This is a genomic window from Caulobacter vibrioides, assembly GCF_002310375.3.
Lineage (GTDB): Bacteria > Pseudomonadota > Alphaproteobacteria > Caulobacterales > Caulobacteraceae > Caulobacter > Caulobacter vibrioides_D.
The window spans coordinates 1,580,876-1,605,775 of sequence record NZ_CP023315.3 but is presented as its reverse complement, the minus strand read 5'-3'; the positions used below and the strand labels follow the sequence as shown (position 1 = coordinate 1,605,775).

At 67.6% G+C, this 24,900-nt stretch carries 23 protein-coding genes, 2 tRNA genes and 1 pseudogene; 10 read left to right on the top strand and 16 right to left on the bottom strand.

Going from position 1 to position 24,900, the window contains the following annotated elements; genetic code table 11:
- Positions 1-119: 119 nt before the first annotated feature.
- From CA606_RS07640 to CA606_RS07625, 4 genes are all read right to left on the bottom strand, one after another.
- On the bottom strand, positions 120-746 hold the full coding sequence (locus CA606_RS07640; protein ID WP_096051669.1) for a YdeI/OmpD-associated family protein: 627 nt from the start codon (positions 744-746) through the stop codon (positions 120-122).
- Between the two features lie 95 nt (positions 747-841).
- A complete protein-coding gene (tuf, locus tag CA606_RS07635) occupies positions 842-2,032 on the bottom strand; it encodes an elongation factor Tu (protein WP_096051670.1) in 1,191 nt (396 codons plus the stop codon).
- Between the two features lie 55 nt (positions 2,033-2,087).
- A tRNA-Gly gene (locus CA606_RS07630) sits at positions 2,088-2,161 on the bottom strand.
- A 108-nt stretch (positions 2,162-2,269) separates the two neighbouring features.
- Positions 2,270-2,355 (bottom strand) — tRNA-Tyr (locus tag CA606_RS07625).
- 173 nt (positions 2,356-2,528) lie between these two features.
- Here CA606_RS07625 and rlmB point away from each other — a divergent pair.
- The 3 genes and pseudogenes from rlmB (at position 2,529) to CA606_RS07610 (ending at position 6,312) form a co-directional block, all read left to right on the top strand.
- Positions 2,529-3,365 (top strand): 23S rRNA (guanosine(2251)-2'-O)-methyltransferase RlmB, encoded by an 837-nt coding sequence (gene rlmB / locus CA606_RS07620; RefSeq protein WP_096051671.1) that lies wholly within the window; start codon positions 2,529-2,531, stop codon positions 3,363-3,365.
- 107 nt (positions 3,366-3,472) lie between these two features.
- Positions 3,473-5,440, top strand: a complete 1,968-nt coding sequence (locus tag CA606_RS07615; RefSeq protein ID WP_096051672.1) for a stalk-specific protein X — start codon at positions 3,473-3,475, stop codon at positions 5,438-5,440.
- 123 nt (positions 5,441-5,563) lie between these two features.
- Positions 5,564-6,312: pseudogene (locus tag CA606_RS07610) on the top strand (TerC family protein).
- Between the two features lie 53 nt (positions 6,313-6,365).
- Here the strand turns inward: CA606_RS07610 and CA606_RS07605 are convergent.
- The 3 genes from CA606_RS07605 to CA606_RS07595 are packed head-to-tail and all read right to left on the bottom strand — an operon-like array spanning position 6,366 to position 8,901.
- Positions 6,366-6,791 (bottom strand): hypothetical protein, encoded by a 426-nt coding sequence (locus CA606_RS07605; protein WP_096051673.1) that lies wholly within the window; start codon positions 6,789-6,791, stop codon positions 6,366-6,368.
- On the bottom strand, positions 6,788-7,798 hold the full coding sequence (locus CA606_RS07600; protein ID WP_096051674.1) for a phosphotransferase family protein: 1,011 nt from the start codon (positions 7,796-7,798) through the stop codon (positions 6,788-6,790). Before CA606_RS07600 ends, CA606_RS07605 begins: the two co-directional genes overlap by 4 nt.
- A complete protein-coding gene (locus CA606_RS07595) occupies positions 7,795-8,901 on the bottom strand; it encodes a hypothetical protein (protein ID WP_096051675.1) in 1,107 nt (368 codons plus the stop codon). Before CA606_RS07595 ends, CA606_RS07600 begins: the two co-directional genes overlap by 4 nt.
- Before the next feature lie 109 nt (positions 8,902-9,010).
- On the opposite strand from CA606_RS07595, the gene CA606_RS07590 reads away from it, so the two are divergent.
- Positions 9,011-9,388 (top strand): DUF423 domain-containing protein, encoded by a 378-nt coding sequence (locus CA606_RS07590; protein ID WP_096051676.1) that lies wholly within the window; start codon positions 9,011-9,013, stop codon positions 9,386-9,388.
- Here CA606_RS07590 and CA606_RS07585 read toward each other — a convergent pair.
- On the bottom strand, positions 9,379-10,596 hold the full coding sequence (locus tag CA606_RS07585; RefSeq protein ID WP_096051677.1) for a multidrug effflux MFS transporter: 1,218 nt from the start codon (positions 10,594-10,596) through the stop codon (positions 9,379-9,381). The genes CA606_RS07590 and CA606_RS07585 overlap by 10 nt on opposite strands.
- 116 nt (positions 10,597-10,712) lie before the next feature.
- On the opposite strand from CA606_RS07585, the gene CA606_RS07580 reads away from it, so the two are divergent.
- Positions 10,713-11,705 (top strand): alpha/beta fold hydrolase, encoded by a 993-nt coding sequence (locus tag CA606_RS07580; protein WP_096051678.1) that lies wholly within the window; start codon positions 10,713-10,715, stop codon positions 11,703-11,705.
- 1 nt (position 11,706) lies between these two features.
- On the opposite strand, the gene CA606_RS07575 is transcribed toward CA606_RS07580, so the two are convergent.
- The gene (locus CA606_RS07575; protein ID WP_096051679.1) at positions 11,707-11,967 is read right to left on the bottom strand and encodes a low temperature requirement protein A; all 261 of its coding nucleotides are present in this window, start codon (positions 11,965-11,967) and stop codon (positions 11,707-11,709) included.
- Positions 11,968-12,055: 88 nt separating this feature from the next.
- Here CA606_RS07575 and pip point away from each other — a divergent pair, with 88 nt between their 5' ends.
- Positions 12,056-13,045: a prolyl aminopeptidase gene (gene pip / locus CA606_RS07570; RefSeq protein ID WP_096051680.1), complete on the top strand. Its 990-nt coding sequence runs from the start codon at positions 12,056-12,058 to the stop codon at positions 13,043-13,045.
- On the opposite strand, the gene CA606_RS07565 is transcribed toward pip, so the two are convergent.
- The 4 genes from CA606_RS07565 to glpK form a co-directional block, all read right to left on the bottom strand.
- The gene (locus tag CA606_RS07565; protein ID WP_096051681.1) at positions 13,038-13,886 is read right to left on the bottom strand and encodes an alpha/beta hydrolase; all 849 of its coding nucleotides are present in this window, start codon (positions 13,884-13,886) and stop codon (positions 13,038-13,040) included. The genes pip and CA606_RS07565 overlap by 8 nt on opposite strands.
- On the bottom strand, positions 13,883-14,983 hold the full coding sequence (locus CA606_RS07560) for a Gfo/Idh/MocA family protein (RefSeq protein ID WP_096051682.1): 1,101 nt from the start codon (positions 14,981-14,983) through the stop codon (positions 13,883-13,885). The genes CA606_RS07565 and CA606_RS07560 overlap by 4 nt, the downstream gene beginning before the upstream one ends.
- 2 nt (positions 14,984-14,985) lie before the next feature.
- The gene (locus CA606_RS07555; RefSeq protein ID WP_096051683.1) at positions 14,986-16,029 is read right to left on the bottom strand and encodes an SMP-30/gluconolactonase/LRE family protein; all 1,044 of its coding nucleotides are present in this window, start codon (positions 16,027-16,029) and stop codon (positions 14,986-14,988) included.
- A gap of 70 nt (positions 16,030-16,099) precedes the next feature.
- Complete coding sequence (gene glpK / locus CA606_RS07550; RefSeq protein WP_096053837.1) at positions 16,100-17,590, bottom strand: glycerol kinase GlpK; 1,491 nt, start codon at positions 17,588-17,590, stop codon at positions 16,100-16,102.
- A gap of 166 nt (positions 17,591-17,756) precedes the next feature.
- Between glpK and CA606_RS07545 the strand changes: the two genes are divergently transcribed.
- From CA606_RS07545 to CA606_RS07535, 3 genes are all read left to right on the top strand, one after another.
- Complete coding sequence (locus CA606_RS07545) at positions 17,757-18,842, top strand: DUF2336 domain-containing protein (RefSeq protein ID WP_096051684.1); 1,086 nt, start codon at positions 17,757-17,759, stop codon at positions 18,840-18,842.
- 31 nt (positions 18,843-18,873) lie between these two features.
- Positions 18,874-19,656 carry an NAD kinase gene (locus CA606_RS07540; RefSeq protein ID WP_096051685.1) on the top strand — a complete coding sequence of 261 codons (783 nt, stop codon included), beginning with the start codon at positions 18,874-18,876 and terminating at the stop codon, positions 19,654-19,656.
- 209 nt (positions 19,657-19,865) lie between these two features.
- The gene (locus CA606_RS07535) at positions 19,866-20,354 is read left to right on the top strand and encodes an Hpt domain-containing protein (RefSeq protein ID WP_096051686.1); all 489 of its coding nucleotides are present in this window, start codon (positions 19,866-19,868) and stop codon (positions 20,352-20,354) included.
- On the opposite strand, the gene CA606_RS07530 is transcribed toward CA606_RS07535, so the two are convergent.
- The 3 genes from CA606_RS07530 to folD are packed head-to-tail and all read right to left on the bottom strand — an operon-like array spanning position 20,355 to position 23,030.
- On the bottom strand, positions 20,355-21,761 hold the full coding sequence (locus tag CA606_RS07530; RefSeq protein WP_096051687.1) for a D-arabinono-1,4-lactone oxidase: 1,407 nt from the start codon (positions 21,759-21,761) through the stop codon (positions 20,355-20,357).
- A gap of 16 nt (positions 21,762-21,777) precedes the next feature.
- Complete coding sequence (locus CA606_RS07525) at positions 21,778-22,137, bottom strand: c-type cytochrome (RefSeq protein ID WP_096051688.1); 360 nt, start codon at positions 22,135-22,137, stop codon at positions 21,778-21,780.
- The gene (folD, locus tag CA606_RS07520; RefSeq protein WP_096051689.1) at positions 22,137-23,030 is read right to left on the bottom strand and encodes a bifunctional methylenetetrahydrofolate dehydrogenase/methenyltetrahydrofolate cyclohydrolase FolD; all 894 of its coding nucleotides are present in this window, start codon (positions 23,028-23,030) and stop codon (positions 22,137-22,139) included. The genes CA606_RS07525 and folD overlap by 1 nt, the downstream gene beginning before the upstream one ends.
- Before the next feature lie 108 nt (positions 23,031-23,138).
- Here folD and CA606_RS07515 point away from each other — a divergent pair, with 108 nt between their 5' ends.
- A complete protein-coding gene (locus tag CA606_RS07515) occupies positions 23,139-24,662 on the top strand; it encodes an aldehyde dehydrogenase family protein (protein ID WP_096051690.1) in 1,524 nt (507 codons plus the stop codon).
- Positions 24,663-24,900 lie beyond the last annotated feature (238 nt).

The following is a 24,900-nucleotide window of genomic DNA, read 5'->3' as shown; positions in this document are numbered from 1 at the left end:
GAGACGACGGAGGGGGAAGAGGCCGGCTCAACAGAACTTCCCCCACCGGCGCTTCGCGCCACCTCCCCCGCTAGGGGGAGGATTGATCGGCGGCGCCGCTGTCGCCAGAGACTTTGAACCTAGCGCTCCAACGCGCCCTTGCCCGCGATGATCTTGTCGCGAAACTTCTCGATCCGGGCCACCCGCGTCGCTGACTGCTTGGCCTGGTTCAAGGCGAACAGATAGCTCCGCTGGCGTCCGGGCGTCAGCGCATGGAACGCCTCGGCCAGGACAGGGTCCGCATCGAGCGCCTCAGTCAGCTCGTCAGGCATATCGATCTCGCGCACCACCTTCGGCGGCTGGGTTCCCGCCACGGCGTGATCCATCAGTTTACGCAGGTAGGCGCGGATTGTGGGTTCAAGCGCTTCGACCTCTGCGACCGTGGTGAAGCGAATGACGCTGGGGGTCTGACTATTGGGACCCGGAGTCTTCAGCACGCCCTCGATATCGACGAGCAGACCCGCGTTCAGAAAGCTGATCAGAAAGTCGCTCCGAAACGCGCCTAGCAGCGCGATGTTTCGGCCCGCGTGCATATAACAAGGGTGGGCCCACTTGGCCGTCTCCTCCAGACCCATGTTCAGGCAGATCCGGCGCAGCGCGTTCAGGCCGTCGATCCAGGGCCGGGTCGAGCAATCGGGCGTATCAAACCGCGCGCACCGTCCGCAGCCCTTGGTGAAGAAATCGTCGGGATCGGAGATCATCGCCATGACCCACCCTTCAGCATTTCGCTGAAAAGCAAAAGGCCCCGGAGATTGCTCTCCGGGGCCTTCGCATTTCTAGCCGAGGCTAAGAGCGTTCGAGATTACTCGACGATCTTGGCGACGACGCCGGCGCCGACGGTGCGGCCGCCTTCACGGATGGCGAAGCGCAGGCCTTGGTCCATGGCGATCGGGGTGATCAGCTCGACGTCCAGCTCGGCGTTGTCGCCCGGCATGATCATTTCCACGCCTTCCTTCAGCTTGATGATGCCGGTGACATCGGTCGTGCGGAAGTAGAACTGCGGACGGTAGTTGGTGAAGAACGGGGTGTGACGGCCGCCTTCTTCCTTGTTCAGGATGTAGGCTTCGGCCACGAACTTGGTGTGCGGCGTGATCGAACCCGGCTTGCACAGCACTTGGCCGCGCTCGACGTCTTCACGCTTGGTGCCGCGCAGCAGCACGCCCACGTTGTCGCCGGCTTGACCTTGGTCCAGCAGCTTGCGGAACATTTCGACGCCCGTGCAGGTCGTCTTTTGGACCGGACGGATGCCGACGATTTCGACTTCTTCGCCGACCTTCACGATGCCCTTTTCGATACGGCCCGTGACCACGGTGCCGCGGCCCGAGATCGAGAACACGTCTTCGACCGGCATCAGGAACGGCAGGTCAACGGGGCGTTCCGGCTGCGGGATGTAGGCGTCGACCGAAGCCATCAGCGCCAGGATCGCTTCTTCGCCGATCTTGGCGTCGCGGCCTTCCACGGCGGCCAGGGCCGAACCCTTGGTGATCGGAATGTCGTCGCCCGGGAACTGGTAGCTGCTCAGCAGCTCGCGCACTTCCATTTCGACGAGCTCCAGCAGCTCTTCGTCGTCGACCATGTCGACCTTGTTCATGAACACGACCAGAGCCGGCACGCCGACCTGACGGGCCAGCAGGATGTGCTCGCGGGTCTGCGGCATCGGGCCGTCAGCGGCCGAAACCACCAGGATCGCGCCGTCCATCTGGGCCGCGCCCGTGATCATGTTCTTCACGTAGTCGGCGTGGCCGGGGCAGTCGACGTGCGCGTAGTGACGGTTGGCCGTCTCGTACTCGACGTGCGCGGTGTTGATCGTGATGCCGCGGGCCTTTTCTTCCGGCGCAGCGTCAATGTCAGCGTAGTTCTTGGCGGTCGCGCCGCCCGACTTCGCCAGCGTGATCGTGATCGCCGCCGTGAGCGTCGTCTTGCCATGGTCAACGTGACCGATGGTGCCGATGTTGCAGTGCGGCTTAGTGCGTTCGAACTTTTCCTTGGCCATCGTCTCTGTACCTTCGCGCCGGCGGCTGGTTGTTGGGAATTAACTCGTTGGGAGCTGGAGCGGGTAGCGGGAATCGAACCCGCATCCTCAGCTTGGAAGGCTGCTGCACTACCATTGTGCTATACCCGCCCAATCGCCCAAGTGGGGCTAGCGGGGTCGCGATCGGCTCCCGGTCTCTGGCTCTGGGACGCCCGTTGCCTTTCAGACAGCGCCTGCCGCCGGAACTCGTCGCGTGCATGGTGGGGGAAGCAGGACTCGAACCTGCGAAGGCTGACGCCAGGGGATTTACAGTCCCCCCCCTTTGCCACTCGGGACATTCCCCCAAGCACGCGACGGAGTTCCGAAGCCGGCGGCCTTTATCCGGTTCAATGACCAACGGCAAGCCGTTGAACTTCGAACTGGAACAAAAGCTTCTTTGGACGGTGACGGACGATGCTAAGAGCAGCGCCGGCCGGCTAAGAAACCCTTGGGGCCCCAAATCGGAGCGCGTCTTATAGTGTCCTCTCATTCCGAACGCAACGACCGGAAACGTCCTTCTGCACAAGGACGCGATTTTCGTTCCAAGCCACGGAAAAAAAACGAATTTTCCAGAGGTCAAGGCGACGCTAAGGACTGGATTTGGGGGACTCACGCCGTCGAAGCGGCGCTCGACAACCCTCGCCGCCCCGCTCCCAAGCGCCTTCTGGCGACGCCTGACCGCGCCAAGCGACTCGCGCCGCATCTTCAGAAACTGACGTGCCTCCAGGTGATGGAAGGCCAGGAGATCGCCAAGCAGTTGCCGGCCGGCGCGGTGCACCAGGGGCTGGCGCTGAAGATCGACGAACCCGAGGCGCTGACGATCGCCGAGATCGGCGCGCCGGCGAAGGGCTTTCTGGTCATGCTCGACCAGATCACCGATCCGCAGAACATCGGCGCGATCTTCCGCTCGGCGGCCGCCTTCGGGGCCAAGGGGGTGATCCTGCAAGACCGCCACGCCCCCGCCCTCTCCGGCGTGCTGGCCAAGACCGCCGTCGGCGCTGTCGACAAGGCGCCCTACGCGCGCGTGGTCAATCTATCACGGGCGCTGGAGGAGCTGGCCGACATGGGCTGGCGCGCGGTCGCCTTGGCCGGCGAAGCCGAGGAAAGCCTGGAAGCGGTGCTGGACGCGCAGCCGACGGTGCTGGTGCTGGGCTCGGAAGGCGAAGGGGTGCGCCGCCTCGTCGCCGAGCACTGCGACGCCCTGGGCAAAATCCCTATGCCCGGCGGTTTTGAGAGCCTGAATGTCTCGGCCGCCGCGGCGATCGCACTTTATGAAGCCTCGAAAGTTCGCGCGGTGGACGAAATCGTTTCGTGAATCTCTCTTAACCGTTTTGATTTCGTCGCAAGCTCGTGCTCTTCTTGCGAACAGTGGTCCGCGAGCGCTGCTCCGCGGAGGAATCTGACATGGGATCGGGGGACCCGATGTTTGGACGTAATGTACGCCATGCCGCCTTGGCGACCGCCGCGGTTGGCGTTCTCGCGCTCGCGGGCTGTAGTGCTGGCGATCCTGTCGCCTCGGCGCCGCCGCCAAGCCCGCAGCAGAATGCGTCGACGCCGCCGGAGCTGATGGGCGCGCCGCCGCCGCCCAGCGCCGGCCAAGCCCAGGACGGCCTGCTTGGCGGGCCGACCGCCAGCGCGTCCACGCAAGCCCAGGCGCAAGCCCGTGCGGACGCCGTGCGTCCCCCGCCCCCGCCGCCGCCAAGCCACAACGCGCATCTGAAGACCTGGCGCCGTCCGGACGGCACGCTGGTCACGGCCATGCGCCCCATCGCCAACCCCAAGGGCTCGAGCCACGCCGCGTCGGCTCCGCCGCGCCGCGTTCATGCGACGATGCAGACGCACGGCGCGGCCGCGCCGGCGAAGCCTGTCGCCAAGCCTGCGACCGTGGCCGTCGTGAAGCCCGTGACGCCGAAGACGGTCGCGCCGGCTCCGGCGCCCGTGAAGGCTGCGCAACCGGCCCTGCCGACCGCGCCGCTGGCGAAGCCGCCCGTCGTCGCCGCCACCGCGCCTGCGGCGGCCAAGCCGGCGACCAAGCTCGAGCAGCTGCAGGCCGCCGTCGCCCCGGCCGCCACCAACGGCGCCGTGCTGGCGACGGGAGAAAGCCTGGGCAAGGGCCAGCCCGGCCAGGTGACCCTCTCGCTGCCCGCCACCCTGGGCGAGATGATCCAGAAGGAAGCCGCCAAGCTCGGCTTGACCAAGGCCGCCAAGAAGACCAGCGCCTACGCCGAACTGCAGGGCGAGGGCTATGAAATCACCCCGAACGGTCGTCAGACCGCCGTCGTCAAGCCGGGCGAGCCGACCACCTTCGCCTGGCAGGTGCAGCCGGGTCCGGAAGCCAAGGGCGAACTGAAGTCGGAGTTCGGCGTCGAGATGACCGGCGCCAAGGAGCCGCAAGGCTTCTCGCTGGGCGAGATCAGCAAGCGCGTCGCCGCGCTGCCGGAAACCGCCAAGAAGGGCATGGACAAGCTGGATCTGGGCGCGCTGAACGGCTCGATCTCCCTGCCCGGCCTTGGCCCGACGCCGATCAAGACCCTGCTGGGCGCGGCTCTGGTGCTGCTGGCGCTGATCATCCTGGTGGGTGTTTCGCGCAGCGTCGCATCCTCGCGCCGCAAGGCCGAGAGCCAGCGGAAATACCGCACGCTGACGGACTATGGCCGCAACGAGATGGAGTTCGACACGCCTGCGGCCAGCACGCACGTATCGCACGTCAATCCGTTCCTCGCCGCAGCTGGCGGCGCGGCGGCCGGCGCGGTCGCGGCTTCGGCCGTGGCGCACCATGACGATCACCACGACCACGGGCATGGCCATGACGACCACCACGGCCATGACGACCACGGCCATGGCCACGATGATCATGGCCATGACGCCCACGGTCATGACGATCACGGGCACGGCGCGGATCTTCACGCCCACGCCCACCCTGAACCGCACGCCCCGGCTGAGCACGTTTCGTACGTGAACCCAATGGTGGCTGCGACCAACGCGAGCCACGACGACCATCATGGTCGCGAGGCTGCTCACGGGCACGATGACCACGCCCATGGCCACGACGAGCATGGCCACGGCGCCCATGACGATCATGGGCATGGTCACGATGATCATGCGCATGGCCATGACGATCACGCCCATGGCCACGACCATGGCGCCCATCACGCCCACGCTGAGCACACCGCCCATGTGACCCCGGCCAGCCATGCCGAAGATCATGGTCATGGCCATGGCGATGCTCACGGCCACGGCCATGATGACCATGGACACGGCCATGACGATCATGGGCACGACGCTCATGGTCACGGCGGCCACGGGCACGATGACCACGGCCATCACGAAGACCATGGCCACGGTCACCACGACGCGCCCAAAAAGGAACTTGAGCACGCTCACCACTAGGCCGAGCGCAGGTTGAGACCCCAGAGCCCCAGAGCCCAGGATCTGGGGCTCTTTCTATTCCGATCGGTCGTGAAAAGGCGTTTGCGCCTTGCATCGTCCGGCGCGTCGCAGCATTGAGAGGCCATGTTCGACGCCCTGATCGCCCAGTTCGGCGCCTTCCAAGGCCCGCTGACCGCCCTGCTTCAAGTCCTGATGATCGACCTCGTCCTGGCCGGCGACAACGCCGTGGCCGTGGGCCTGGCGGCCGGCGGCTTGCCCGCCAAGGAGCGCAAGAAGGTCATTCTCTATGGCCTGGGCGCGGCGGTCGTGCTGCGGATCACCTTCGCCCTGATCACCACTTGGCTGCTCGGCGTCGTGGGGCTCCTGCTGGCGGGCGGTTTCCTGCTGCTGTGGGTCTGCTGGAAGATGTGGCGCGAGCTGCGTGAGCAGAGCACGCACGACGAGGCCGACGCCATGGCCATGATCGACGATGATCCCAGCACCGAGCCGCGCGCGCGTCCGAACAAGACCTTCAAGGCCGCGTTCCTGCAGGTGCTGATCGCCGACGTCTCGATGTCGCTGGACAACGTCCTGGCCGTCGCCGGCGCGGCCCGCGAGCATCCGAGCATCCGAGCATCCTGATTTTCGGCCTGCTGCTGTCGATCATCCTGATGGGCGTTGCCGCCACGGCCATCGCCAACCTGCTGCACAAGCACCGCTGGATCGGCTTCGTCGGCCTGGCCATCGTGCTTTATGTGGCTGTGCACATGGTCTGGACGGGCCACCGCAGCGTGGTGATGGATCTGAACCATACGCCCGCCTACAACGCGGCCGTCCCGGACCTGATCGACATCACGCCGGACGAAGTCGCCCAGCACAACAAGCACCGCTGACGGGGCTTGAGCGCCTGTCGGCTTTAGATGATCCCATCTAAAGCCAAAGGGCTCTAGCGTCCCGGAAGCGGCGGCAGGTCGAGGCGTCGAAGTTCGGCCATCTGCGCGTAGAGTCGCAGGATCCGGGCATGGCGGGCCTCATCGCCGCGCACCTCAACCGCCTCATGCAGGCCGATCAACGCGAGGCGTAGGGCCGCGTTCACGCGATCAAGACCGCCGATCGTGAGCTCGGCGGGATCGGTCGGCCAGTTCCGCTCCAGACCGTAGTCGGCGGCGGCCTCGGCTAGCACCTCGCGGATCGCCGCGTTCTCGGTGACACGGGCCGCCGCGCCCCGCTCGGCCTCCTGGGCGGCCAGCAGCGACAACAGCGCCACCACGCCGACCTTGCCGGCCATGAACTCGCCCTGCTGTTCGGGCGGTCCCGGCTCAGCCATGCACAGGAAGTTGCCGACCAGGATATCGGACACGCTCGGCGTCATGACAGCCCCTCCATGCGCAGCAGCGCCTCAGCCAGGATCTGGTCGTGGCGGCGCGCGGTGTACCAGCCCGAAATGGCCAGCACCGGATCCTTGAACCCGCCGTCTCGGTATTCCTTGGCCGCCGAGGTCCAGATCGCCTGGCCCTTCACGGCGTTGAACAGTGACCACCAGGCCAGGGCCGTCTCGTCGACCTCCAGACCGCTGACCTCCCGCCACAGGGCCAGGGCCTCGTCACGCCGCAGCATCCCGCCCACCTTGTCGGCCTCGAAGTGGCCCCACAGCGGGTCCATGGCCCAGCCCAGGTCCTCCAGCGGGTCGCCCAGGTGGACCATCTCCCAATCCAGGATCGCCAGGATCTTGCCTGCGCCGTCGTGCAGGAAGTTGCCTGTGCGATAGTCGCCGTGAACCACGCGCACCGCCTGGGCCGGCGGCGGCGGGCGGCGACGCAGCGCGCGGATGGCCGCCCAGACGATGGGTTGCGGATGCTGCTGGTCGTCCTCGATGACCTTGGTCCAGTGGTCGAGCGCGATCCGCCAGCAATCCTCGGGCGCAGGACGTTCGGCGACCTTGGCCAGCGGCAAGGTCGCCGGATCGGCCGCGGCGATGGTCCCGAGGATCCGGAAGAACTGCTCGCCGATCGCCCGGGCGTGCTCGCCATAAGGAACGACCGTGAAGGGCGAGGCGGCGGCGCCGCCCTCGACCCGCTCCATGATGAAGAACGGCCGTTCCAGCTCGGCGCCCTCGGCCTCCATGGCGACGGGACGCGGGACGGGCAGACACTCGTGGAAGGACGCAAAGGCAAGATACTCAAGGTTTCGATCGGTTTCGATCAGGCTGCCCGGCGGGTCGCGACGCAGGATCAGCGGGCGCGTCTGGCCATCCGCCACGGCGGAGAAGCGATAGGTCTCGCGACTGGCGCCGCCGGGAATGCGCGAGAGGTCCGACACCGCCACGGGCGTCGACCAGATGCGCGACAGATAGGCCTCGAGGCGCTCGGTCAGGCTCATGGGGCCAGATCCAGGATCGAGGCGAAACCGGACGGCGCGTGCGGTCCGATCACCAGCTGCTCGAAGACGCCCCGGCCGACCCGAGACCGGCCCTGGCCGTCGACAAAGGTCACGCGGCTCAGCGCCTGCACATGCAGGTGGTGCGGCAGGCGACGGTCGATGTTAGCCAGCACGAAGTCTTCCCGCTCGACCTTCAGCTCGCCCTGGTTATGGCCGTGCCCCCAGGTCGGATGGGTGTAGCCTAGGCCCAGCATGAAGAACTCGGTCTGCGGCGCGATGGACACTGAACCGCCCTCGCCCAGGTCGAGCGTCGCGGACGCGGCGTGGCGCGTGGCGCTCTTCCAGCGGATAGCGCACGACGACTGCGCAAAGCCACCGAACGCCTCCTCGTGGCCGCCATCCTCCAGCCAGACCGCACGCCGGTTCCAGGGCCGGCCCAGATCGTCGTCATTGGTGTGGAAGAAGAAGCTGCCGTCCGCGAAATTGCACGGGCTCCACAGCCAGAAGAACTGCGGCGGCACAGGCGGAACCGGCTCCTGCGGGTCCCGCGCGCCGATCGGCCGCACGCCCCACGAGCGGTCGCGGGTGCCGACAAAGCCGTCGACGGCGGTGCGGACGCCATCCACCTCGATCCAGCCGCTGTAGCGACCGTTCTGGGTCAGGCGCGTGTAGTCCATGAAGGCGCGGGGACCGTTGCGACGGATGAACCGCGGTTCCTCGATCGGGAAGGCGCGGCCCTCGAAGACGATCTCGGCCGTCACGCCCTGCTCGGGGGCCTGCACCACCAGCTTCAGGCGTTGCAGGGGTTGCAGCACCTCGATCGCGATCGGACCGACCCTCAGGTCCATCCGCTCCATGCCTAGCCAGCGGCTGGCGTGGAGATTGACCTGCTTGCCGTCCCGCATCACGCAGAAGGAGGCGTCGGCGATGTTCAGGTGCGGATAGACGCCGAACGCGGCGGCGAAGAACAGATCGCCGCCTTCCCCCTCGGGCGCGTAGCCGTTGAAAAAGTAGCGATCATAGAAGTTCCGATCCGTGCCGGCGTAGGCTACGGGCTCGGGCGTCTGATGGATCGGATAGTCGTCGCCCCAGGTGAGCGCCATGCCGTCCCTCCCCTGTTCGCACCGACGCTCTGACGGGCCGGCTTTACGAGCAGGTGAACGACGTTAAGGTCGCGGCGAACGATTGCAACGGTGACGGAGCGTAAAGGCGATGGAAGGGTGGACACCTCGGACCTGGACGGGCCTCGCGGCCGCCAACGGCCTGCTGGCCGTAGCGTTCGGCGCCTTCGCCGCGCACGGGATTGACGGCTGGAAGGCCGTCGAGTGGCTGAAGACCGGCGCGCAGTACCAGATGATCCACGCCCTGGCCGTCTTCGCAGCCTTCACGCTGCACAAGGCCGGCGCCAAGAGCATGGGACTGGTGGCGGCGTTGTTCTTCGTCGGCATCCTGCTGTTCTCAGGCTCGCTCTACGCCATGGCGCTGGGCGCACCGCGAGCTCTAGGCATGATCACGCCGCTGGGCGGGCTGTCGTTCATGGCCGGCTGGGCGCTGATGGCCTGGCGCGGCTTCAACCAGCCTCAGGCCTGAATCTTCTTCGCGCCCGGCAGGGCCAGCAGGAAGATCGCCAGGGCCGATCCGACCAGGCAGGCGAACATGACACCGGCCACCGGACGGGGCGTACCGTCGTGCAGCGCAGCCCCCGCCCAGGACGCCACGGCCCCGGCCCCGAACGACGCCGAGCCCATCAGCGCAGAGATCGAGCCCGCACGCTGCGGATCGACGCTGAGCGCTCCGGCCATGGTGTTGCCCCCCATCAGTCCGTAGAGCGAGAGCGCCGCGAACAGCAGCGGCAGCACGGTCCATTGCCCGCCGAAGCCCGTCCAGGCCGCCAGGGTCAGCAGGAGCGCGGCGATAATGGAGGCGACACTGGCGCGCGCCAGCACCTGGTCCGGCGTTGAGCGGCGCAGCAGGAAGCGATTGATCTGGCTGGCGCCGATGATGCCGACGGCGTTGAAGGCGAAGACCAGATTGAACACCAGCGGGCTGTGGCCATAGGTCCCCATCACCAGATCCGGCGCGCCCGAGATGTAGGTGAACAACACCGCCCCGTTCAGGGCGCCCGCCAGCGCATAGCCCATCAGCCGGCGCATCCCGAACAGCGCGACATAGGCCTTCAGCGGGTTTTCGCTGCGGGCCTGCGCCTCGGTCGCCGCCGAGCGGGATTCGGTCAGGCTCAGCACCACCCAGGCGGCGATCAGCACGCCGAACAGCACAAGGCTCCAGAACACCCCGCGCCAACCCGCCACGAACTGGACGACCCCGCCCAGCTGTGGCGCCAGCACCGGCGCAAGGCCCATGATCAGGGTCATCAGCGACAGGACGCGGGCGGTGTCGGTATGGCTGAAGCGGTCACGCACCACCGCCCGGGCGATGACCGGACCCGCGCAGCCGCCCAGCGCCTGGGCGAAGCGCGCGGCGATCAGGGTCTCGATGTTCGGCGCGACGGCGCAGACGATCGAGGCGGCGATGAACAACCCGATGCCGACCAGCAGCGGCGGGCGACGCCCGAAGCGGTCCGACGCCGGCCCATAGAACACCTGGCCGATAGCCATGCCCGCGAAGAAGGCCGCCAGGGTCGCCTGGGTCTGGTCCGGCGCGGCGTTCAGCGTGCGACCGATCGAGGGCAGGCTCGACAGATACATGTCGATCGACATCGGCGCGAAGGCCGTCAGCGCGCCCAGAAGCAGGACAAGGCGCCACGGAACGTGGGCGGGCGGCGGGCTGGCGTCGTTCATGCGCGCCCTTTTACGCGCGTTCGCCCCTACGGAAACCTGAAATGACGCTTGCCGGGTTGGCGCGTACGCCGCAGCTTATCGCCAATCACATAATAACGGCGGGAGAACGAGCGCTCATGACGGACACCCCTTCAAAGGCCCCTTCCCTCCCGGCCGCGCAGTACGCCGAGGTGAACGGCGTCCGCATGGCCTATTACGAGGCCGGTCCGCGCCAGGGCGTTCCGGTCGTCTTCTGCCATGGCTTCCCGGAGCTGGCGTTCTCGTGGCGCCATCAGATCGCCGCCCTCGCCGCCGCCGGTCGGTGGGTGATCGCGCCAGACCAGCGCGGCTATGGCCTGACCCCGGGTCCTGAGGCCGTCGAGGCCTATGACATGGAGCATCTGACCGGCGACCTCGTCGGCCTGCTCGACCATCTGGGCGTGGAGAAGGCGATCTTCGTCGGTCACGACTGGGGCGGCATCGTCGTGTGGCAACTGCCGTTGATGCATCCTGGCCGGGTCGCCGGGATCATCGGGCTGAACACGCCCTTCTTCCCGCGCCTGCCGCTGGATCCGATCCAGATGTACCGCAACGCCTATGGCGACGACATGTACATCGTCCATTTCCAGCAGCCGGGCGTCGCCGATGCGGAACTGGGCGCGGATGTCGAGAAGACCATCCGCTACTTCATGCGCAAGCCCAAGGGCACGCAGGAGGACTTCCTGGCCCAGCCGGCCGAGCGCCGGAGCCTGGCCTTGCAGACTGCCCTCGCCCACTACGAGCCCTCCACCGACGACAACCAGTTCCTGACGCCGGATGAGCTGGCCTTCTTCGTTCAGGCGTTCCAGCGCACCGGCTTCACCGGCGGCATCAACTGGTACCGCAACTTCACCCGCAACTGGGAGCGTTCGGAGCATCTGCCGCGTCGCATCGACGGCATTCCCTGCCTGATGATCATGGCGGAGCTGGACGTCGTGCTGCCACCCGCCATGGCCGACCGCATGGGCGACCAGATCAGCGACCTTGAGAAGGTCCTGATCGAGGGCAGCGGCCACTGGACGCAGCAGGAAAAGCCCGCCGAGGTGAACGTCGCGATCCTGGACTGGCTGGACCGCCGCTTCCCCCTGTAGATCAGCTGCGGGCGTCGGCCATCGCCTGAGCGCGGCGGCGCATGGCGGCGGCCAGCTGCAGCATGGCCAGGGCCGAGGTCTCGTCCCGCTCGGCCGCGCGCATCGAATAGACGTTGGCCATGGCGAACAGGGCCTCGATGCGGTCCACACCTTCGGCGCTGAACATCTCGCCGATCTGGCGGTCCAGTTCGGCCAGCTGGACCGGCTTCAGCATCGCCAGCAGCTCTTCGTCTGAATAATCTTCGGGCGCGATCTGAGTCATGCGCGCATCATACAGAAGCCGACGAAACGCATGAACCCAGAGCGATCCGCCGTTCACAACGCCGCGCGGAACGCGCTAGGCTGAGGCCATGGATCGTTATGCCTCCGCAGCCGCCATGAGTTCCGTTGGTCGCCGCAGCCTCTTCCGCGAGGTTGAACCGTTTTCGTTCGGCTGGATGCCCACCAACGGCCCGCATGAGATCTATTACGAGGAATGCGGCAATCCGCGCGGCAAGCCGTGCGTGATCCTGCACGGCGGCCCTGGCGGCGCGGTCAATCCGACCATGCGGCGTTTCTTCGATCCGGCCAAATGGCGCATGGCCCTGTTCGACCAGCGCGGTTGCGGTCGCTCCCGGCCGAACGCCAGCCTGGACGACAACACCACCTGGAGCCTGATCGAGGACATCGAGCGCCTGCGAAAGCACCTGGGCGTCGAGAAATGGACCGTGTTCGGCGGATCATGGGGCTCGACGCTCGCCCTGGCCTACGCGATCAAGCACCCCGAACGGGTCGAGGGCCTCGTGCTGCGCGGCATCTTCCTGCTGACGGAGAAGGAGCTGCGCTGGTTCTATCAGGACGGCGCCTCGATGCTGTTTCCCGACGCCTGGGAGCGGTTCCTGGCCCCCATCCCCGAGGATGAGCGCGGCGACCTGATGTCCGCCTATCACCGGCGCCTAGTCGCCCCGGATCGCCGCGTCCAGCTCGAGGCCGCCGCCGCCTGGAGCCAGTGGGAGGGCGACACCATCTCGCTGCGCGGACCCGAAGCGCGCCCGCCCAAGTTCAACGAGGAAGACTTCGCGATCGCGTTCGCGCGGATCGAAAGCCACTTCTTCACCAACAAGGGCTTCTTCGACGAGGACGACTGGATCCTCAAGAACATCGATCGGATCCGCGGGATACCCGGCTGGATCGTGCAAGGACGGTTCGATGTCGTCACGCCGCTCGACAGCGCCTGGCGACTGCACAAGGCCTGGCCCGAGGCCCGGTTCGAGATCGTCTGGGACGCCGGCCACGCCTCGACTGAGCCCGGCGTGATCGACGGCCTGGTCCGCGCCACCGAGGCGGCGCTGGTCAGCTAGACGGGCCTGGCCCCTTCAGCCAACCATTGTCGGCCAGCCAGTCGCGCAGCCGATCCGGCCAGGCCTTGATTGCGGCCTTGTCGGTTCGGAACCCCATGTTGAAGGCGTGACCGCCCGACTGGAACAGGTGGAACTCCACCGGAACCTTGGCGGCCCGGAACTTGGCCAGCAATTCCACCGGTGGCGCGGAGCAGCATTCGTCGTCGTCCGCCGCCAGGATGAAGGCGGGCGGCGTATTGGCGGGGATCGTCTCGGGCAGCCCCAGAGGGCCAGGATAGATCAGCACCTGAAAGTCGGGACGACCGCTGACCTCATCGACGGCGTCGACCTTGGGATCCTTGGCCGCCCCCTCATAAACCGCGAGATTCACGACCTCACCGCCGCCCGAGAACCCCATCAGGCCGATGCGCTTGGGATCGACGCCGAACTCGGCCGCGTGCGCGCGGACATGGCGCACGGCGCGGACAGCGTCCTGGCGGGCGTGATCGATCGTGTAGGGCGAGCCCTCTTCCCGGAAGAGTCGATACTTCAGGACAAAGACCGCCACGCCCTTGGGATTCATCACCTTGGCCACGTCCGTGCCCTCGGGATGGATGACCAGCATTCGATGCCCACCGCCCGGCAGCACGATCACGGCGGCGCCGGTGGCGAGCGCCTTGGGCGGCAGATAGGCGGTGATGGACGGGTTGTTGATGCTCTTGGCCCAGTAGTCGGCCGCCTGTTCCGGGATCGCCTTCCGACTCTCGAAACCCGGCGCGCCCTTGGGCCACAGCGGGATCTGCTGCTGCGCCAGCGCCGCCGACGGAGCCAGCAGCGCGGCGATCAGAACCAGCGCCCTCACAGCGTCACCGTCCGGCCTTCGCGCGCGGCGCGATAGATCGCTTCGATCACGCGAAGGTCCTTCAGACCCTCATCGCCGCCGACGATCGGCTCGCGGCCGGTCAGGATGCACTCGGACAGGTGATCCAGCTGGGCCGAGAACTGGTTCTTGGGCTGGGGCGCCGGCTCACGCGACGCGGGCGGACCGCCCAGCTGCGCCCGCATGGCCTGGCCCTGATAGCTGGTCGCCGGATCGATCTCGACCCAGCCCTTGGGCCCGCTGACCCGATAGCGGTTGCAGTTGGCGCTGTAGGCCGACACGCAGTTGGCCGTGGCGCCCGACGGGAAGAGGAGCTGGAAGTTGATGATGTCCTCGACCTCGCGGAAGCGCGGGTCGGCCCTATCGGTGGACTCCATGGCGTTGACGGCCACCGGCTCTTCGCCGGTCAGGTAGCGGGCGGCGTTCAGGCTGTAGATGCCGATGTCCATCAGGCTGCCACCGCCCGCCAGCGCCCCGTTCAGGCGCCATTGCTTGGGGTCGCCGATCGTGAAGCCGTGATCGGTGACCACCGTGCGCACCGGTCCCAGCGCGCCGTCACGCACCAGCTTGATGGCCTCGATGTTGTGGGCCTGGAAGCGGCTGCGATAGCCGATCATCAGCTTGCGACCGGCCTTCTTGCAGGCGGCGATCATCGCCTCGCAGTCGGCGGCTGTGTTCGCCATCGGCTTCTCGCACATCACGTGCTTGCCGGCCTTGGCGGCCCGCTCGGTGAAGGGGCGGTGCAGACTGTTGGGCGTGATCACGTAGACGATGTCGACATCCGGATTGTCGATGATCCGGTCGAAGGTCTCGTAGCTGTAGCGGTGGGTCTCGGGGATCCCGTACTGCTCGCCATAGGTCTTCAGCTTTTCGGGCGCGCCGCTGACCAGGGCCGCTAGGCGCGAGTGCTCGCACTCGGCGAAGCGCGGCATGATGATCCGCGTGGCGTAATAGCCAAGGCCCAGGATCGCATAGCCCAGCTTGCGCCCGGGTTCGGCGGCGGAGGCGCCCGAAGGCAGTCCGGCCATACCGGTCGCCAGGCCAGCGCCAAGGAGCGTTCGCTTGCTGATTGGGTCCATGGCTAGCGTCCCAGGCCTTGGGTCTTGGTGCGCACGCGCGCCACCATGTGGTTAGAAGTGATGAACAGCGTCCCGCCGTCCTCGCCAAAGGCGCAGTTGGCGGCCGGGAAGCCGGTCTCGATCACGCCCAGCAGCTTGGCGTCTGGCGTCAGGATCATGATGCCGCCAGGCCCGCTGGCGAAGAGCCGTCCCTGGGTGTCGACCTTCATGCCGTCCGGCAGGCCGGGGCCGCCGGCCTTCAGCAAGTCCGAGGCGTCAAAGAACACCCGGGACGCGGTCGGAAGTCCGTCCGCGCCCAGGTCATAGGCCATGATCACGGGGCGCTTGGGATCGGAGATGGCGACGTACAGGCGCCGGCCGTCCGGCGACAGGCCCACCCCATTGGGGAAGCTCAGCGAGCCGTCCACCAGCGCGACCTCGCCGTTCGGCCGCAACAGGTAGACGCCGTTGAAGGCCTGCTCCTTGGCCGGCGACGCATCCATCCCCTCCAGCCCGTAGGGCGGGTCGGTGAAGTAGAGCGAGCCCTTCAGCGGTCCGTGACGAACCTCGACCAGATCGTTGGGGCTATTGAACTTCTTGCCGTTGAAGGTCGTGGCCAGCAGCGTCTTCTTGCGGGTCGCCAGATCGATCCGCGCCACGGCGCGGTTGCCGCAGTCGCAGACCAAGAGCTCGCCCGCCGCGCTGATGATCGCGCCGTTGGTGCCGGCCTCGCGGAAGATCTTGGTGGGCGGACCATCATAGCCGGAGGGCCGCAGGAAGTCGGTCTTGCCGCCCTTTGCGTCCCACCGGTGCATCACGTTGCCGGGCACGTCCGAGAACAGCAGATAGTTTCCGTCGGCGACCCAGGCCGGCCCTTCCGCCCAGGTGATCCCGTCGGTCAGCTGCTCGATCGGCGCGTTGGCGTCGACAACCGCATCGAGCTCCGGCGACAACCGGCGGATACGGCCGATCTTGGGGTAGCCGGCGTCTCTCGCCTGGGCCGCAAACCCTTGCGCCCCAGCGATCAGGGCGACACCTGCGCCGAGCATGGCGCGTCGAGTGGTCATGGCGGCCTCCGCTTATGATTGTTTGCGGGCTAGAGACCATGACAGCGATGTCACTGCAACGGGTGATCGACTAAAGTCGGACGCGCGGCACCGCATCGAGCCAGCGGGCGTAGGCGGCCTCGCGGGCATGCTCCGCCATCGACGGCGCCAGGGTTTCGGCGGCCGGGCTGGCCTCTGCGGCCTCCTCGATCGACCCGTAAAGGCCGGCGCCAACACCCGCGAAGAGCGCTGCGCCCAGGGCCGTCGTCTCTTGATAGCTGGCGCGACGCACCGAGAGCCCCGTGAGATCGGCCAACCGCTGGGAGAACCAGGCGCTTTTCGACATCCCGCCATCGATCCGCAGCTGCGCCGCCTCGCCGAACGCGGCGGAAGCATCGGCGCGCATCGCCTCGATCAGGTCCCGGGTCTGCAGCGCGCAGGCGTCGAAGGTGGCGGCGGCGATCTCGGGCAGCCCCGCATCGCGCGTCAGGCCAAAGATCCCGCCGCGCGCGTCGGCGTCCCACCACGGCGCCCCCAGGCCCGTGAAGGCCGGGACGACCACAACGGCGTGATCGGGCTTGGCCGCGCGGGCCAACGCCTCGGCGGCGCGCGGACCGCCGGTGATCCCGAGCCCCTCGCCCAGCCACTGGATCGCCGCGCCCGCGACGAAGATCGATCCTTCCAGCGCATAGGTCGTCTTTCCGCCGACCCGCGCCGCGACCGTGGTCAAGAGGCGGGCCCGCGAGACCGCGCGGTCGGTCCCCGTATTGATCAGCATGAAACAGCCGGTGCCGTAGGTCGCCTTCATCTGGCCGGGCGCGACGCACCCCTGCCCCATCAGCGCCGCCTGCTGGTCGCCCGCCACGCCCCGGATCGGAACCTCGCGCCCCAGGATGTCGGCCTGCGTCGCGCCATAGTCGTCCACGCAGTCCAGCACCTTGGGCAGGATCGCCGAGGGCACGTCGAACAGCGCCATCATCGGCGCCGACCAGGCTTGCGCGCCGATATCGAACAGCAGGGTTCGCGACGCGTTGGTGGCGTCGGTCGCATGGACGGCCCCGCCGGTCAGCCGCCAGATCACCCAGCAGTCCATGGTGCCGCAAAGCAGTTCCCCCGCTTCCGCCCGGGCCCGCGCTCCGGGAACCTTGTCGAGGATCCAGGCGATCTTGGTGGCCGAGAAGTAGGGGTCGAGCAAAAGTCCGGTGATCTCGGTGACCCTCGGTTCATGCCCCTCGCCCTTCAGACGGGCGCAGACATCGGCCGTCCGGCGATCCTGCCAGACGATGGCCGGATGGATCGGACGCCCGGTGGCGCGATCCCAGACGACCACGGTCTCACGCTGGTTGGTGACGCCGATCGCGGCGATGTCCGCTATGCGGCCGGAGGTTTCGGCGACCTCGCGCAGCACGGCAATGGCGGCGGCGTAGATCTCTTCGGCGTCATGCTCGACCCAGCCGTCGGCTGGGTAGCTCTGACGCAGGGGACGCGACGCCTCACCCAAGGCCGCGCCCGCACGGTCGAACAGGATGGCGCGCGTGCTCGTGGTGCCCTGGTCCAGGGCCAGGATGAGATCTTGCGCCATCGACAGTTCCTCCGCTCCAGCTTGCGACATCTCGACGCGCAACACTGCGCCGGCGTCCTTGACCTGCTTTAAGCATGTTTTCATTTGGGGGCCGCAAGGTCATCCTCGTCGGACCTTCCGGATTCGTGGGGGCGGGGCCATTCAAACCGTCGAAATCGCTTCGCTCATGACGCTGGCGCGCAGTCGCGATCCAGGTGATCGAGAACGTCTGCTCAGCGGCATCGTCGATCTGTGCGAGGCGGGTCAGGCTCGCGGCGAGCCGACCCATCCTGACATCCAGGCGCTGCTGAACTCGATCTTCATGACCCTGGTGGTCGAGGCCGAACGCGACATTCGCAAGCGCCTGTCCGAACGGCTGGCCGACGCCGATTGGGCGCCCTCCGCCCTCATCAACATCATGGCGCTGGACGAGATCGAGATCGCGCGTCCGATCATCGCCCGCAGTCCGGTTCTTGAGGATCACGACCTGATCCGATTGCTGGTCCAGGCCACGCTGGAGCATCAGATCGAGATCGCCCGTCGCCCCCACCTGAAGGCGCCGGTCGTGGAGGCCATCATCAGCCGCGACGAGCCGGCGGTGATGACGGCCCTGGCGTCCAACGACACCGCCGAGATCTCTCCTGACGCCATGAGCCGCCTGGTCAATCGCTCGCGCGACGTCGTCGCCCTGCGTTCTCCGCTGGCGCGGCACCCCAAGCTCTCCAGCGACCTGGCCGAGCAACTCTATCTGCTGGTCGGTCGCGCGCTGCGAGATGCGCTGTCGGCGCGCTTCCACCTCGATGCGACGCGCATGCAGGCCGCCGTCAATGAAGCGCTGCAGGCCGCCCACAAGGGGGAAAACGACAGCGCCACAGGCCCCGTGGAAGTGGATGAAGACCGCGAGGAAATGGAGCGATCGCTAATCGAGAAGCTCGATTCGGCCGGCCAGCTCCGCCCAGGCTACCTTCTGCGCGTGCTGCGGGAGGGACGCCTCCAGCTCTTTGTCATGGCCCTGGCGCGGCTGGGCAAGTTCGAGCCCGGACAAATCCGGCGGGCGATCGACACCAGCCGGCCCGAACTCCTGGCGCTGGCCTGCTCGGCTGTGGGAATCGACCGCAGCGTCTTCCCGACGATCCTGGAGCATGTGAGGCAGTTGAACGGCGGCCGCCCGGGCGGCGGCGACGAGGGCGTAAGACGCGCGGCCAGCGCCTTTGGACCCTTCACGCCAGACATCGCGGGCATGGCGTTCCGGCAGGCCGTCGGACAGGTTTGACAAGACCTCGGCCTTCCCGCCTCTTGGCCGCATGTACCAGCCGCAACCGTTCGTGACTCGCTTGGCGTTCAAGTGCAGCGACAGGCCCGAAGCCCAGGAGGCGCGGGAACGACTCGCGGCGCGCTACGGCGATGTCAGCGAAGAGAACGCTCAGGTGATCGTGGCCTTGGGCGGCGACGGCTTCATGCTCGAAAGCCTTCACGAGGCGATCGCCAGTCAGACGCCGATCTACGGCATGAACCGCGGCTCGGTCGGCTTCCTGATGAACGAGTACAGCGAAGACGGGCTGCTGGAGCGAATCAACGCCGCCGAGCGCGCGGTCATTCACCCGCTCGCCATGGTCGCCATCGACGCGCGCCGCACCCAGCATCGAGCGCTGGCGATCAACGAGGTGTCCCTGCTGCGCCAGACTCGCCAGACCGCCAAGCTGCGGATCTCGATCGACGGCAAGGTGCGCATGGGCGAACTGGTCTGCGATGGCGCCTTGCTGGCGACCCCCGCCGGCTCGACAGCCTATAATCTGTCGGCGCACGGTCCGATCATCCCGATCGACGGCCGCGTTCTGGCCTTGACCCCGATCAGCGCCTTCCGCCCCCGCCGTTGGCGCGGAGCCCTGCTGCCTCAGTCCGCCCGGGTGACCTTCGAGATCCTGGAAGCGGACAAGCGCCCCGTCAGCGCGGTGGCGGACAACTTCGAGGTTCGCGACGTCATGGAGGTGCATATCTCCGAGGACCGCGGCACATCCCTGTCCATGCTTTTCGACGCCGGACGGAGCCTGGAGGAGCGCGTTCTGGCTGAACAGTTCTCCGCCTAGAGCATTTTTCGAGCGAAGTGGTTCCGGTTCGCGTGAAGAAAAATGCTTCAAAACAAAGGACTAGAGCTCGCGGCCTGACGCCGTCAGGTCGCGAAACGCTCTAGTCAGGCCATGAGACGTTGAGTCGCACGAAAACCCCCGTCTCATCCAATATTAACGCCTGCTATGTTAGTCATACTCAACTTGTACCGCCGCTGGGGAGGCGAAGAGTGACCAACAAGACCACCGCTGAGGTGATCCAGGTGCCGAACATGCTCAAGCTCAAGGTGGGCGGGCGTGGCGGCATCGACATGGCGGCCATCGCCAAGGCCGAGGCGGCGCTGAAGAGCCTTTCGGGCAATTTCGCGCAATGGCTCAACGACGAAATCGTCAAGCTGGAAGCCGCGCGTCAGGCGGTGAAGACCGAGGGCCTCAACGCCCAGACGGTCGAGACGCTCTATCTGCGGGCGCACGACCTGAAGGGTCTGGGCGCGACCTATGAATTCCCGCTGATCACGCGACTGGCGGCTTCGCTTTGCAAGCTGATCGACGACCCCGACACGCGCCTCAACGCCCCGATGTTCCTGGTCGACGCCCATATCGATGCGATCAAGGCCTGCGTGCGGGACGACATCAAGGTCGACACCCATCCCGTCGGCAAGGCCCTGACCACCGAGCTTGAAGCGCGGGTCGCCGACTATCTCAGCTCCGCCGGCTGATCACATCAGTCCAAACAGGCCCCTGAGGTACGGATTGAGCATCCGCGCCTCGGGGTCCAGGTCCTGGCGAACCTCCAGGAAATCCTTCCAGCGCGGATAGATCGCTTCCAGCTGCCGACCGCGCAGCGTGTGGAGCTTGCCCCAGTGCGGACGGCCGTCATAGCGACGGAAGATGGGCTCGATCAGCTGGTACAGGAAGCTGAAGTCGTCGCGATAATAGGCGTGAACCGCCACCGACCCGCGCGGTCCGCCGTGGAACGGCGACAGCCAGGCGTCATCGCCCGCAATGCGGCGCACCTCGATCGGGAAGAAGACATCGGGTCGTTCGGTCTCAATGGCCCGCATCACCTCGTCCAGCGCCTTGAGCTGGTTCTCGACCGGCAGGTGGAACTCCATCTCGTTGAAACGCACCGGACGTTCGGTCGAGAGCAGCTTCCAGCCTTCGTCGACGGCGGTCTCAGGCTTGGCCGAGGACAGCAGCGCCCTGGCGGCGGCCTTGCGCAGCGGCGTGGCGAAACCCAGCAGGTTCCGTAAGCCCTTCAACGCCTGCAGGAACTCGACATCCTGGTCGGGACCCCGCGCCTCGGCCGGATCGTCGGTTTCGTCATGGGTGATGTTCACCGCCAGCCCCGTGAACGGGACCGCGTAGAACTCGAAGTTGCGATGCTGCGCCCAGCGGCTGTCGGCCTGAGCCATCGCCTCCTCGAAGGGCTCCAGCCAGACGCGGCGGCGCAGGCGGCGGTTGGCGCTGGTGCGTATCCGCACCTGGCTGATCACCCCCAGCGCGCCCAGCGAGACGCGGGCGGCCTGGAAGATCTCGGGATTGTTGGTCGCGTCGGCGTCGATGACCTTGCCTGAGGGCGTGACCAGCCGCAGGCCCGTGACGTCGCCGTGCATGGCCGGAAGCTTGATCCCGGTGCCATGCGTCGCCGTGCCCAGCGCGCCGCCCAGCGACTGCTTATTGATGTCGGGCAGGTTCGCCAGCGCCCGCCCCTTTGCGGCCAGCAAGGGACCCAGCGCCCCCAGACGCGTGCCGGTCATGACGATCGCTTCGTCGCCTTCCCAGCCCACGATCCCGGACATCGAGTCCAGCGAGACCAGGGTCCCGTCGGTCGGCGCCAGAGCGGTGAAGGAGTGGCCCGAGCCGACGGGCCGGATCGGCGCCTGGGCGACCTTCAGCGCGGTGGCCAGCTCGCCCTCGTCCTTGGGGGCCAGTCGGGCGGCGGGATAGGCGTGCTGCACGCCCGACCAGTTGCGCCAGAGCACCTTGCCCTGGGCGTTGACCGACGCCGGCGATGGCGGTTCAGGCTTGTCTCCGGTGGCGACCATATAGGCGGCGCCCGCGCCGCCGGCGACCACCGCCGCTCCCGTTCCGCCCGCGATCAGAGCCCCACGCCGCGAGATCATGCCGCCTCCCCGTGTTTTAAGACGCGGAGTCGTCTCGCCCCGCCATGAAGCGTATCAGGGCCTTGAAATCGTCCGGCGTGCAAGTCGCGCATTGGCCGGTAGCCGGCATGGCGTTGAAACCCTGGATGGTGTGATCCAGCAAAACCGCCTCGCCCTGCTTCCAACGCGGGTCCCAGGCGGCGCGATCCTGCACCAGCGGCGCGCCGGTCTCCGGGATGGCGTGGCAGGCGTGACACGAGGTCTCGTACAGGCTGGCCAGCCGCGCATTGGCCGGGCGCAGCGCCAGGGCCTGCTCGGGCGTGGGCGGCGCCGGGACCTTGGCCCCGCAGGCCGAAACGACGAGGGCGGCGGCGACCAGAACCAGCCCCCGGCGCATCAGGCGATCCCCGACAGGCGTTTGGCCGCCGTCAGCGTATTGGCCAGCAAGCACGCAATCGTCATCGGTCCAACGCCCCCCGGAACCGGCGTAATCGCGCCGGCGACCTCCCTAACCTCGTCGAAGGCGACGTCGCCGACAAGCCGGGTCTTGCCGGCGGCCGCGGCTTCGGGATCGCGGGCCGGGAAGCGGGTGATGCCGACGTCGATGACCACGGCGCCGGGCTTGACCCAGTCGGCCTTGACCATCTCGGCGCGGCCCACGGCGGCCACCACGATGTCGGCCTGGCGCACGATCCCCGGCAGATCCTGGCTGCGCGAGTGGGCGATGGTGACGGTGCAGTCGGCGGCCAGCAGCATCTGGGCCATCGGCTTGCCCATCAGGTTCGAGCGGCCGATGACGACGGCGGTCTTGCCCTTCAGGTCGCCGATCGCGTCCTTGATCAGCATCATGCAGCCGGTCGGCGTGCAGGGCGCCAGGGCCGGCAGGCCGCTGGCCAGACGACCGGCGTTGGTCACGGTCAGGCCGTCGACGTCCTTGTCGGGCGACAGGGCGGCCACGACGTCCATCTGGCTGATGTGCGGCGGCACCGGGAACTGCACCAGCACGCCGTGGATCTTGGGATCAGCGTTCAGCTTGGCCACGACCGCCAGGAGCTCGTCCTGGGTGGTGTTTTCCGGCAGGCGATGAGTCTCGGAGTACATACCCGCCGCCGTGGTCTGCTCGCCCTTGTTGCGGACATAGACCTGGCTGGCCGGATCCTCGCCGACCAGCACGACCGCCAGGCCCGGCGTCACGCCATGCTCTGCCTTCAGGGCGGCGACCTCCTCGGCGATCTTGGCCCTCAGATCGGCCGCGAAGGCCTTGCCGTCGATGAGTTTCGCCTGCGCCATGGGGGGTCTCCTGCTTTGTCCGTCCCTAGCCTTTGGGCGCGAGACTCGCAACGGCGCTCGGCCGCCTGGGGGCTTGACCGCCTCCCCGCCCCGGCGTGTCCTCGCGCCATGACCCAAGCCTTCCCGACTCCCGCCGCCCATGCCCGCGAGATCCTGGCCAAGCTGGGCGCGCCGCCGCTGCCCGCCGACGCCGGAGAGCCCGTGCGCGGCCCGATCGACGGCGGCATCCTGGGCCATGTCGTCTACGACGACGCGCGCCAGATCGAGGCCAAGGTCGCCGCCGCCGCTCGCGCCTTCGCCGATTGGCGCGTGGTCCCCGCCCCGCGTCGGGGCGAGCTGGTCCGGTTGTTCGGCGAAGAGCTGCGCGCGGCCAAGGCGGATCTGGCGGCCCTCGTCACCCTGGAGGCCGGCAAGATCGCGTCGGAGGCGGCCGGCGAAGTGCAGGAGATGATCGACATCTGCGACTTCGCCGTGGGCCTGTCGCGGCAGCTGCACGGCCTGACCATCGCCTCGGAGCGTCCTGGCCACGCCATGCGCGAGACCTGGCATCCGCTGGGTCCGGTGGCGGTGATCAGCGCCTTCAACTTCCCCGTCGCCGTCTGGGCCTGGAACGCTTGCCTGGCGCTGGTCTGCGGCGATCCGGTGATCTGGAAGCCGTCGGAAAAGACGCCCCTCACCGCCCTGGCGACCCAGGCGATCCTAGAGCGCGCGCTCGCCCGCTTCGGCGACGCGCCGCAGGGTCTCTCCTCGGTGGTGCTGGGCGCCCGCGACGCCGGCGAGCGGCTGGCCCGCGATCCGCGCATCCCGCTGGTCAGCGCCACCGGCTCGACCCGCATGGGCCGCGCCGTCGCCCCGATGGTCGCCGAGCGCTTCGGCCGCTCGATCCTGGAGCTGGGCGGCAATAACGCCATGATCGTCACGCCCTCGGCCGACCTGTCGCTCTCCCTGCGCGCCATCGTCTTCTCGGCGGCGGGCACGGCGGGGCAGCGCTGCACGTCCTTGCGCCGCCTGATCGTCCACGAGAGCCTGGTCGAGAAGCTCGCCGACGCCGTCGAGACCGCCTTCCAGCGCCTGCCCGTCGGCGATCCGCGCGATGCCAAGACCCTGCTGGGCCCGCTGATCGACAAGGCCGCCTATGACGCCTTCATCGCGGCGATGAACCAGGTCCGCGCCGAGGGCGGAACCGTCGCCGGCGGCGAGCGCGTGCTGATCCATGAGCATCCGGACGCTTACTATGTGCGCCCCGCCCTCGCCCGCCTCCCGGCCCCCGCGCCGTGCATGCAGCGCGAGACCTTCGCGCCGCTGCTTCACGTTGTTCCGTACACGGATTTCGATGAAGCGATCGCGATCCAGAACGACGTCCCTCAGGGCCTATCCTCCTGTGTGATGACCAATGACGTCCGCGAAGCCGAGCGCTTCCTGGCCGCCGCCGGCAGCGACTGCGGCATCGCCAACGTCAATATCGGCCCCTCGGGCGCCGAGATCGGCGGCGCGTTCGGCGGCGAAAAGGAAACCGGCGGCGGCCGCGAGAGCGGCTCCGACAGCTGGAAACAGTACATGCGCCGCCAGACCGCGACGGTGAACTACTCCGGCGCCCTGCCCCTGGCCCAGGGGGTGAGGTTTGATCTCTAGCGTTGCCATGCGCCAGACGCCTCCGGCGGCGGACGAGCGCGAAGTGCTGACGTGGGGGAGCCCTGCTTAAAATCCTCCCCCCAGCGGGGGAGGTAGCGCGTAGCGCCGGAGGGGGAAGTCCTGTTGAGCTTGCCCCTTCCCCCTCCGTCGTCTCTTCGAGCCGACACCTCCCCCGCTGGGGGGAGGTTTTTGGAACATGCGATCTCCACTTCACGCGATCGCTCGCTGAAGGTTCGGA

Excerpts from the sequence above, each read along its gene's own strand:
- folD (WP_096051689.1), bottom strand. The coding sequence starts at position 23,030 with ATGGCGCAGGCGAAACTCATCGACGGCAAGGCCTTCGCGGCCGATCTG.
- CA606_RS07540 (WP_096051685.1), top strand. The coding sequence starts at position 18,874 with ATGTACCAGCCGCAACCGTTCGTGACTCGCTTGGCGTTCAAGTGCAGC.
- glpK (WP_096053837.1), bottom strand. The coding sequence starts at position 17,590 with ATGGCGCAAGATCTCATCCTGGCCCTGGACCAGGGCACCACGAGCACG.
- tuf (WP_096051670.1), bottom strand. The coding sequence starts at position 2,032 with ATGGCCAAGGAAAAGTTCGAACGCACTAAGCCGCACTGCAACATCGGC.
- CA606_RS07640 (WP_096051669.1), bottom strand. The coding sequence starts at position 746 with ATGGCGATGATCTCCGATCCCGACGATTTCTTCACCAAGGGCTGCGGA.
- CA606_RS07560 (WP_096051682.1), bottom strand. The coding sequence starts at position 14,983 with ATGGACCCAATCAGCAAGCGAACGCTCCTTGGCGCTGGCCTGGCGACC.
- CA606_RS07525 (WP_096051688.1), bottom strand. The coding sequence starts at position 22,137 with ATGCGCCGGGGGCTGGTTCTGGTCGCCGCCGCCCTCGTCGTTTCGGCC.
- CA606_RS07590 (WP_096051676.1), top strand. The coding sequence starts at position 9,011 with ATGGAAGGGTGGACACCTCGGACCTGGACGGGCCTCGCGGCCGCCAAC.
- CA606_RS07575 (WP_096051679.1), bottom strand. The coding sequence starts at position 11,967 with ATGACTCAGATCGCGCCCGAAGATTATTCAGACGAAGAGCTGCTGGCG.
- CA606_RS07600 (WP_096051674.1), bottom strand. The coding sequence starts at position 7,798 with ATGAGCCTGACCGAGCGCCTCGAGGCCTATCTGTCGCGCATCTGGTCG.
- CA606_RS07615 (WP_096051672.1), top strand. The coding sequence starts at position 3,473 with ATGTTTGGACGTAATGTACGCCATGCCGCCTTGGCGACCGCCGCGGTT.
- pip (WP_096051680.1), top strand. The coding sequence starts at position 12,056 with ATGGATCGTTATGCCTCCGCAGCCGCCATGAGTTCCGTTGGTCGCCGC.
- CA606_RS07595 (WP_096051675.1), bottom strand. The coding sequence starts at position 8,901 with ATGGCGCTCACCTGGGGCGACGACTATCCGATCCATCAGACGCCCGAG.
- CA606_RS07605 (WP_096051673.1), bottom strand. The coding sequence starts at position 6,791 with ATGACGCCGAGCGTGTCCGATATCCTGGTCGGCAACTTCCTGTGCATG.
- CA606_RS07555 (WP_096051683.1), bottom strand. The coding sequence starts at position 16,029 with ATGACCACTCGACGCGCCATGCTCGGCGCAGGTGTCGCCCTGATCGCT.
- CA606_RS07585 (WP_096051677.1), bottom strand. The coding sequence starts at position 10,596 with ATGAACGACGCCAGCCCGCCGCCCGCCCACGTTCCGTGGCGCCTTGTC.
- CA606_RS07580 (WP_096051678.1), top strand. The coding sequence starts at position 10,713 with ATGACGGACACCCCTTCAAAGGCCCCTTCCCTCCCGGCCGCGCAGTAC.
- CA606_RS07515 (WP_096051690.1), top strand. The coding sequence starts at position 23,139 with ATGACCCAAGCCTTCCCGACTCCCGCCGCCCATGCCCGCGAGATCCTG.
- CA606_RS07545 (WP_096051684.1), top strand. The coding sequence starts at position 17,757 with ATGACGCTGGCGCGCAGTCGCGATCCAGGTGATCGAGAACGTCTGCTC.
- CA606_RS07530 (WP_096051687.1), bottom strand. The coding sequence starts at position 21,761 with ATGATCTCGCGGCGTGGGGCTCTGATCGCGGGCGGAACGGGAGCGGCG.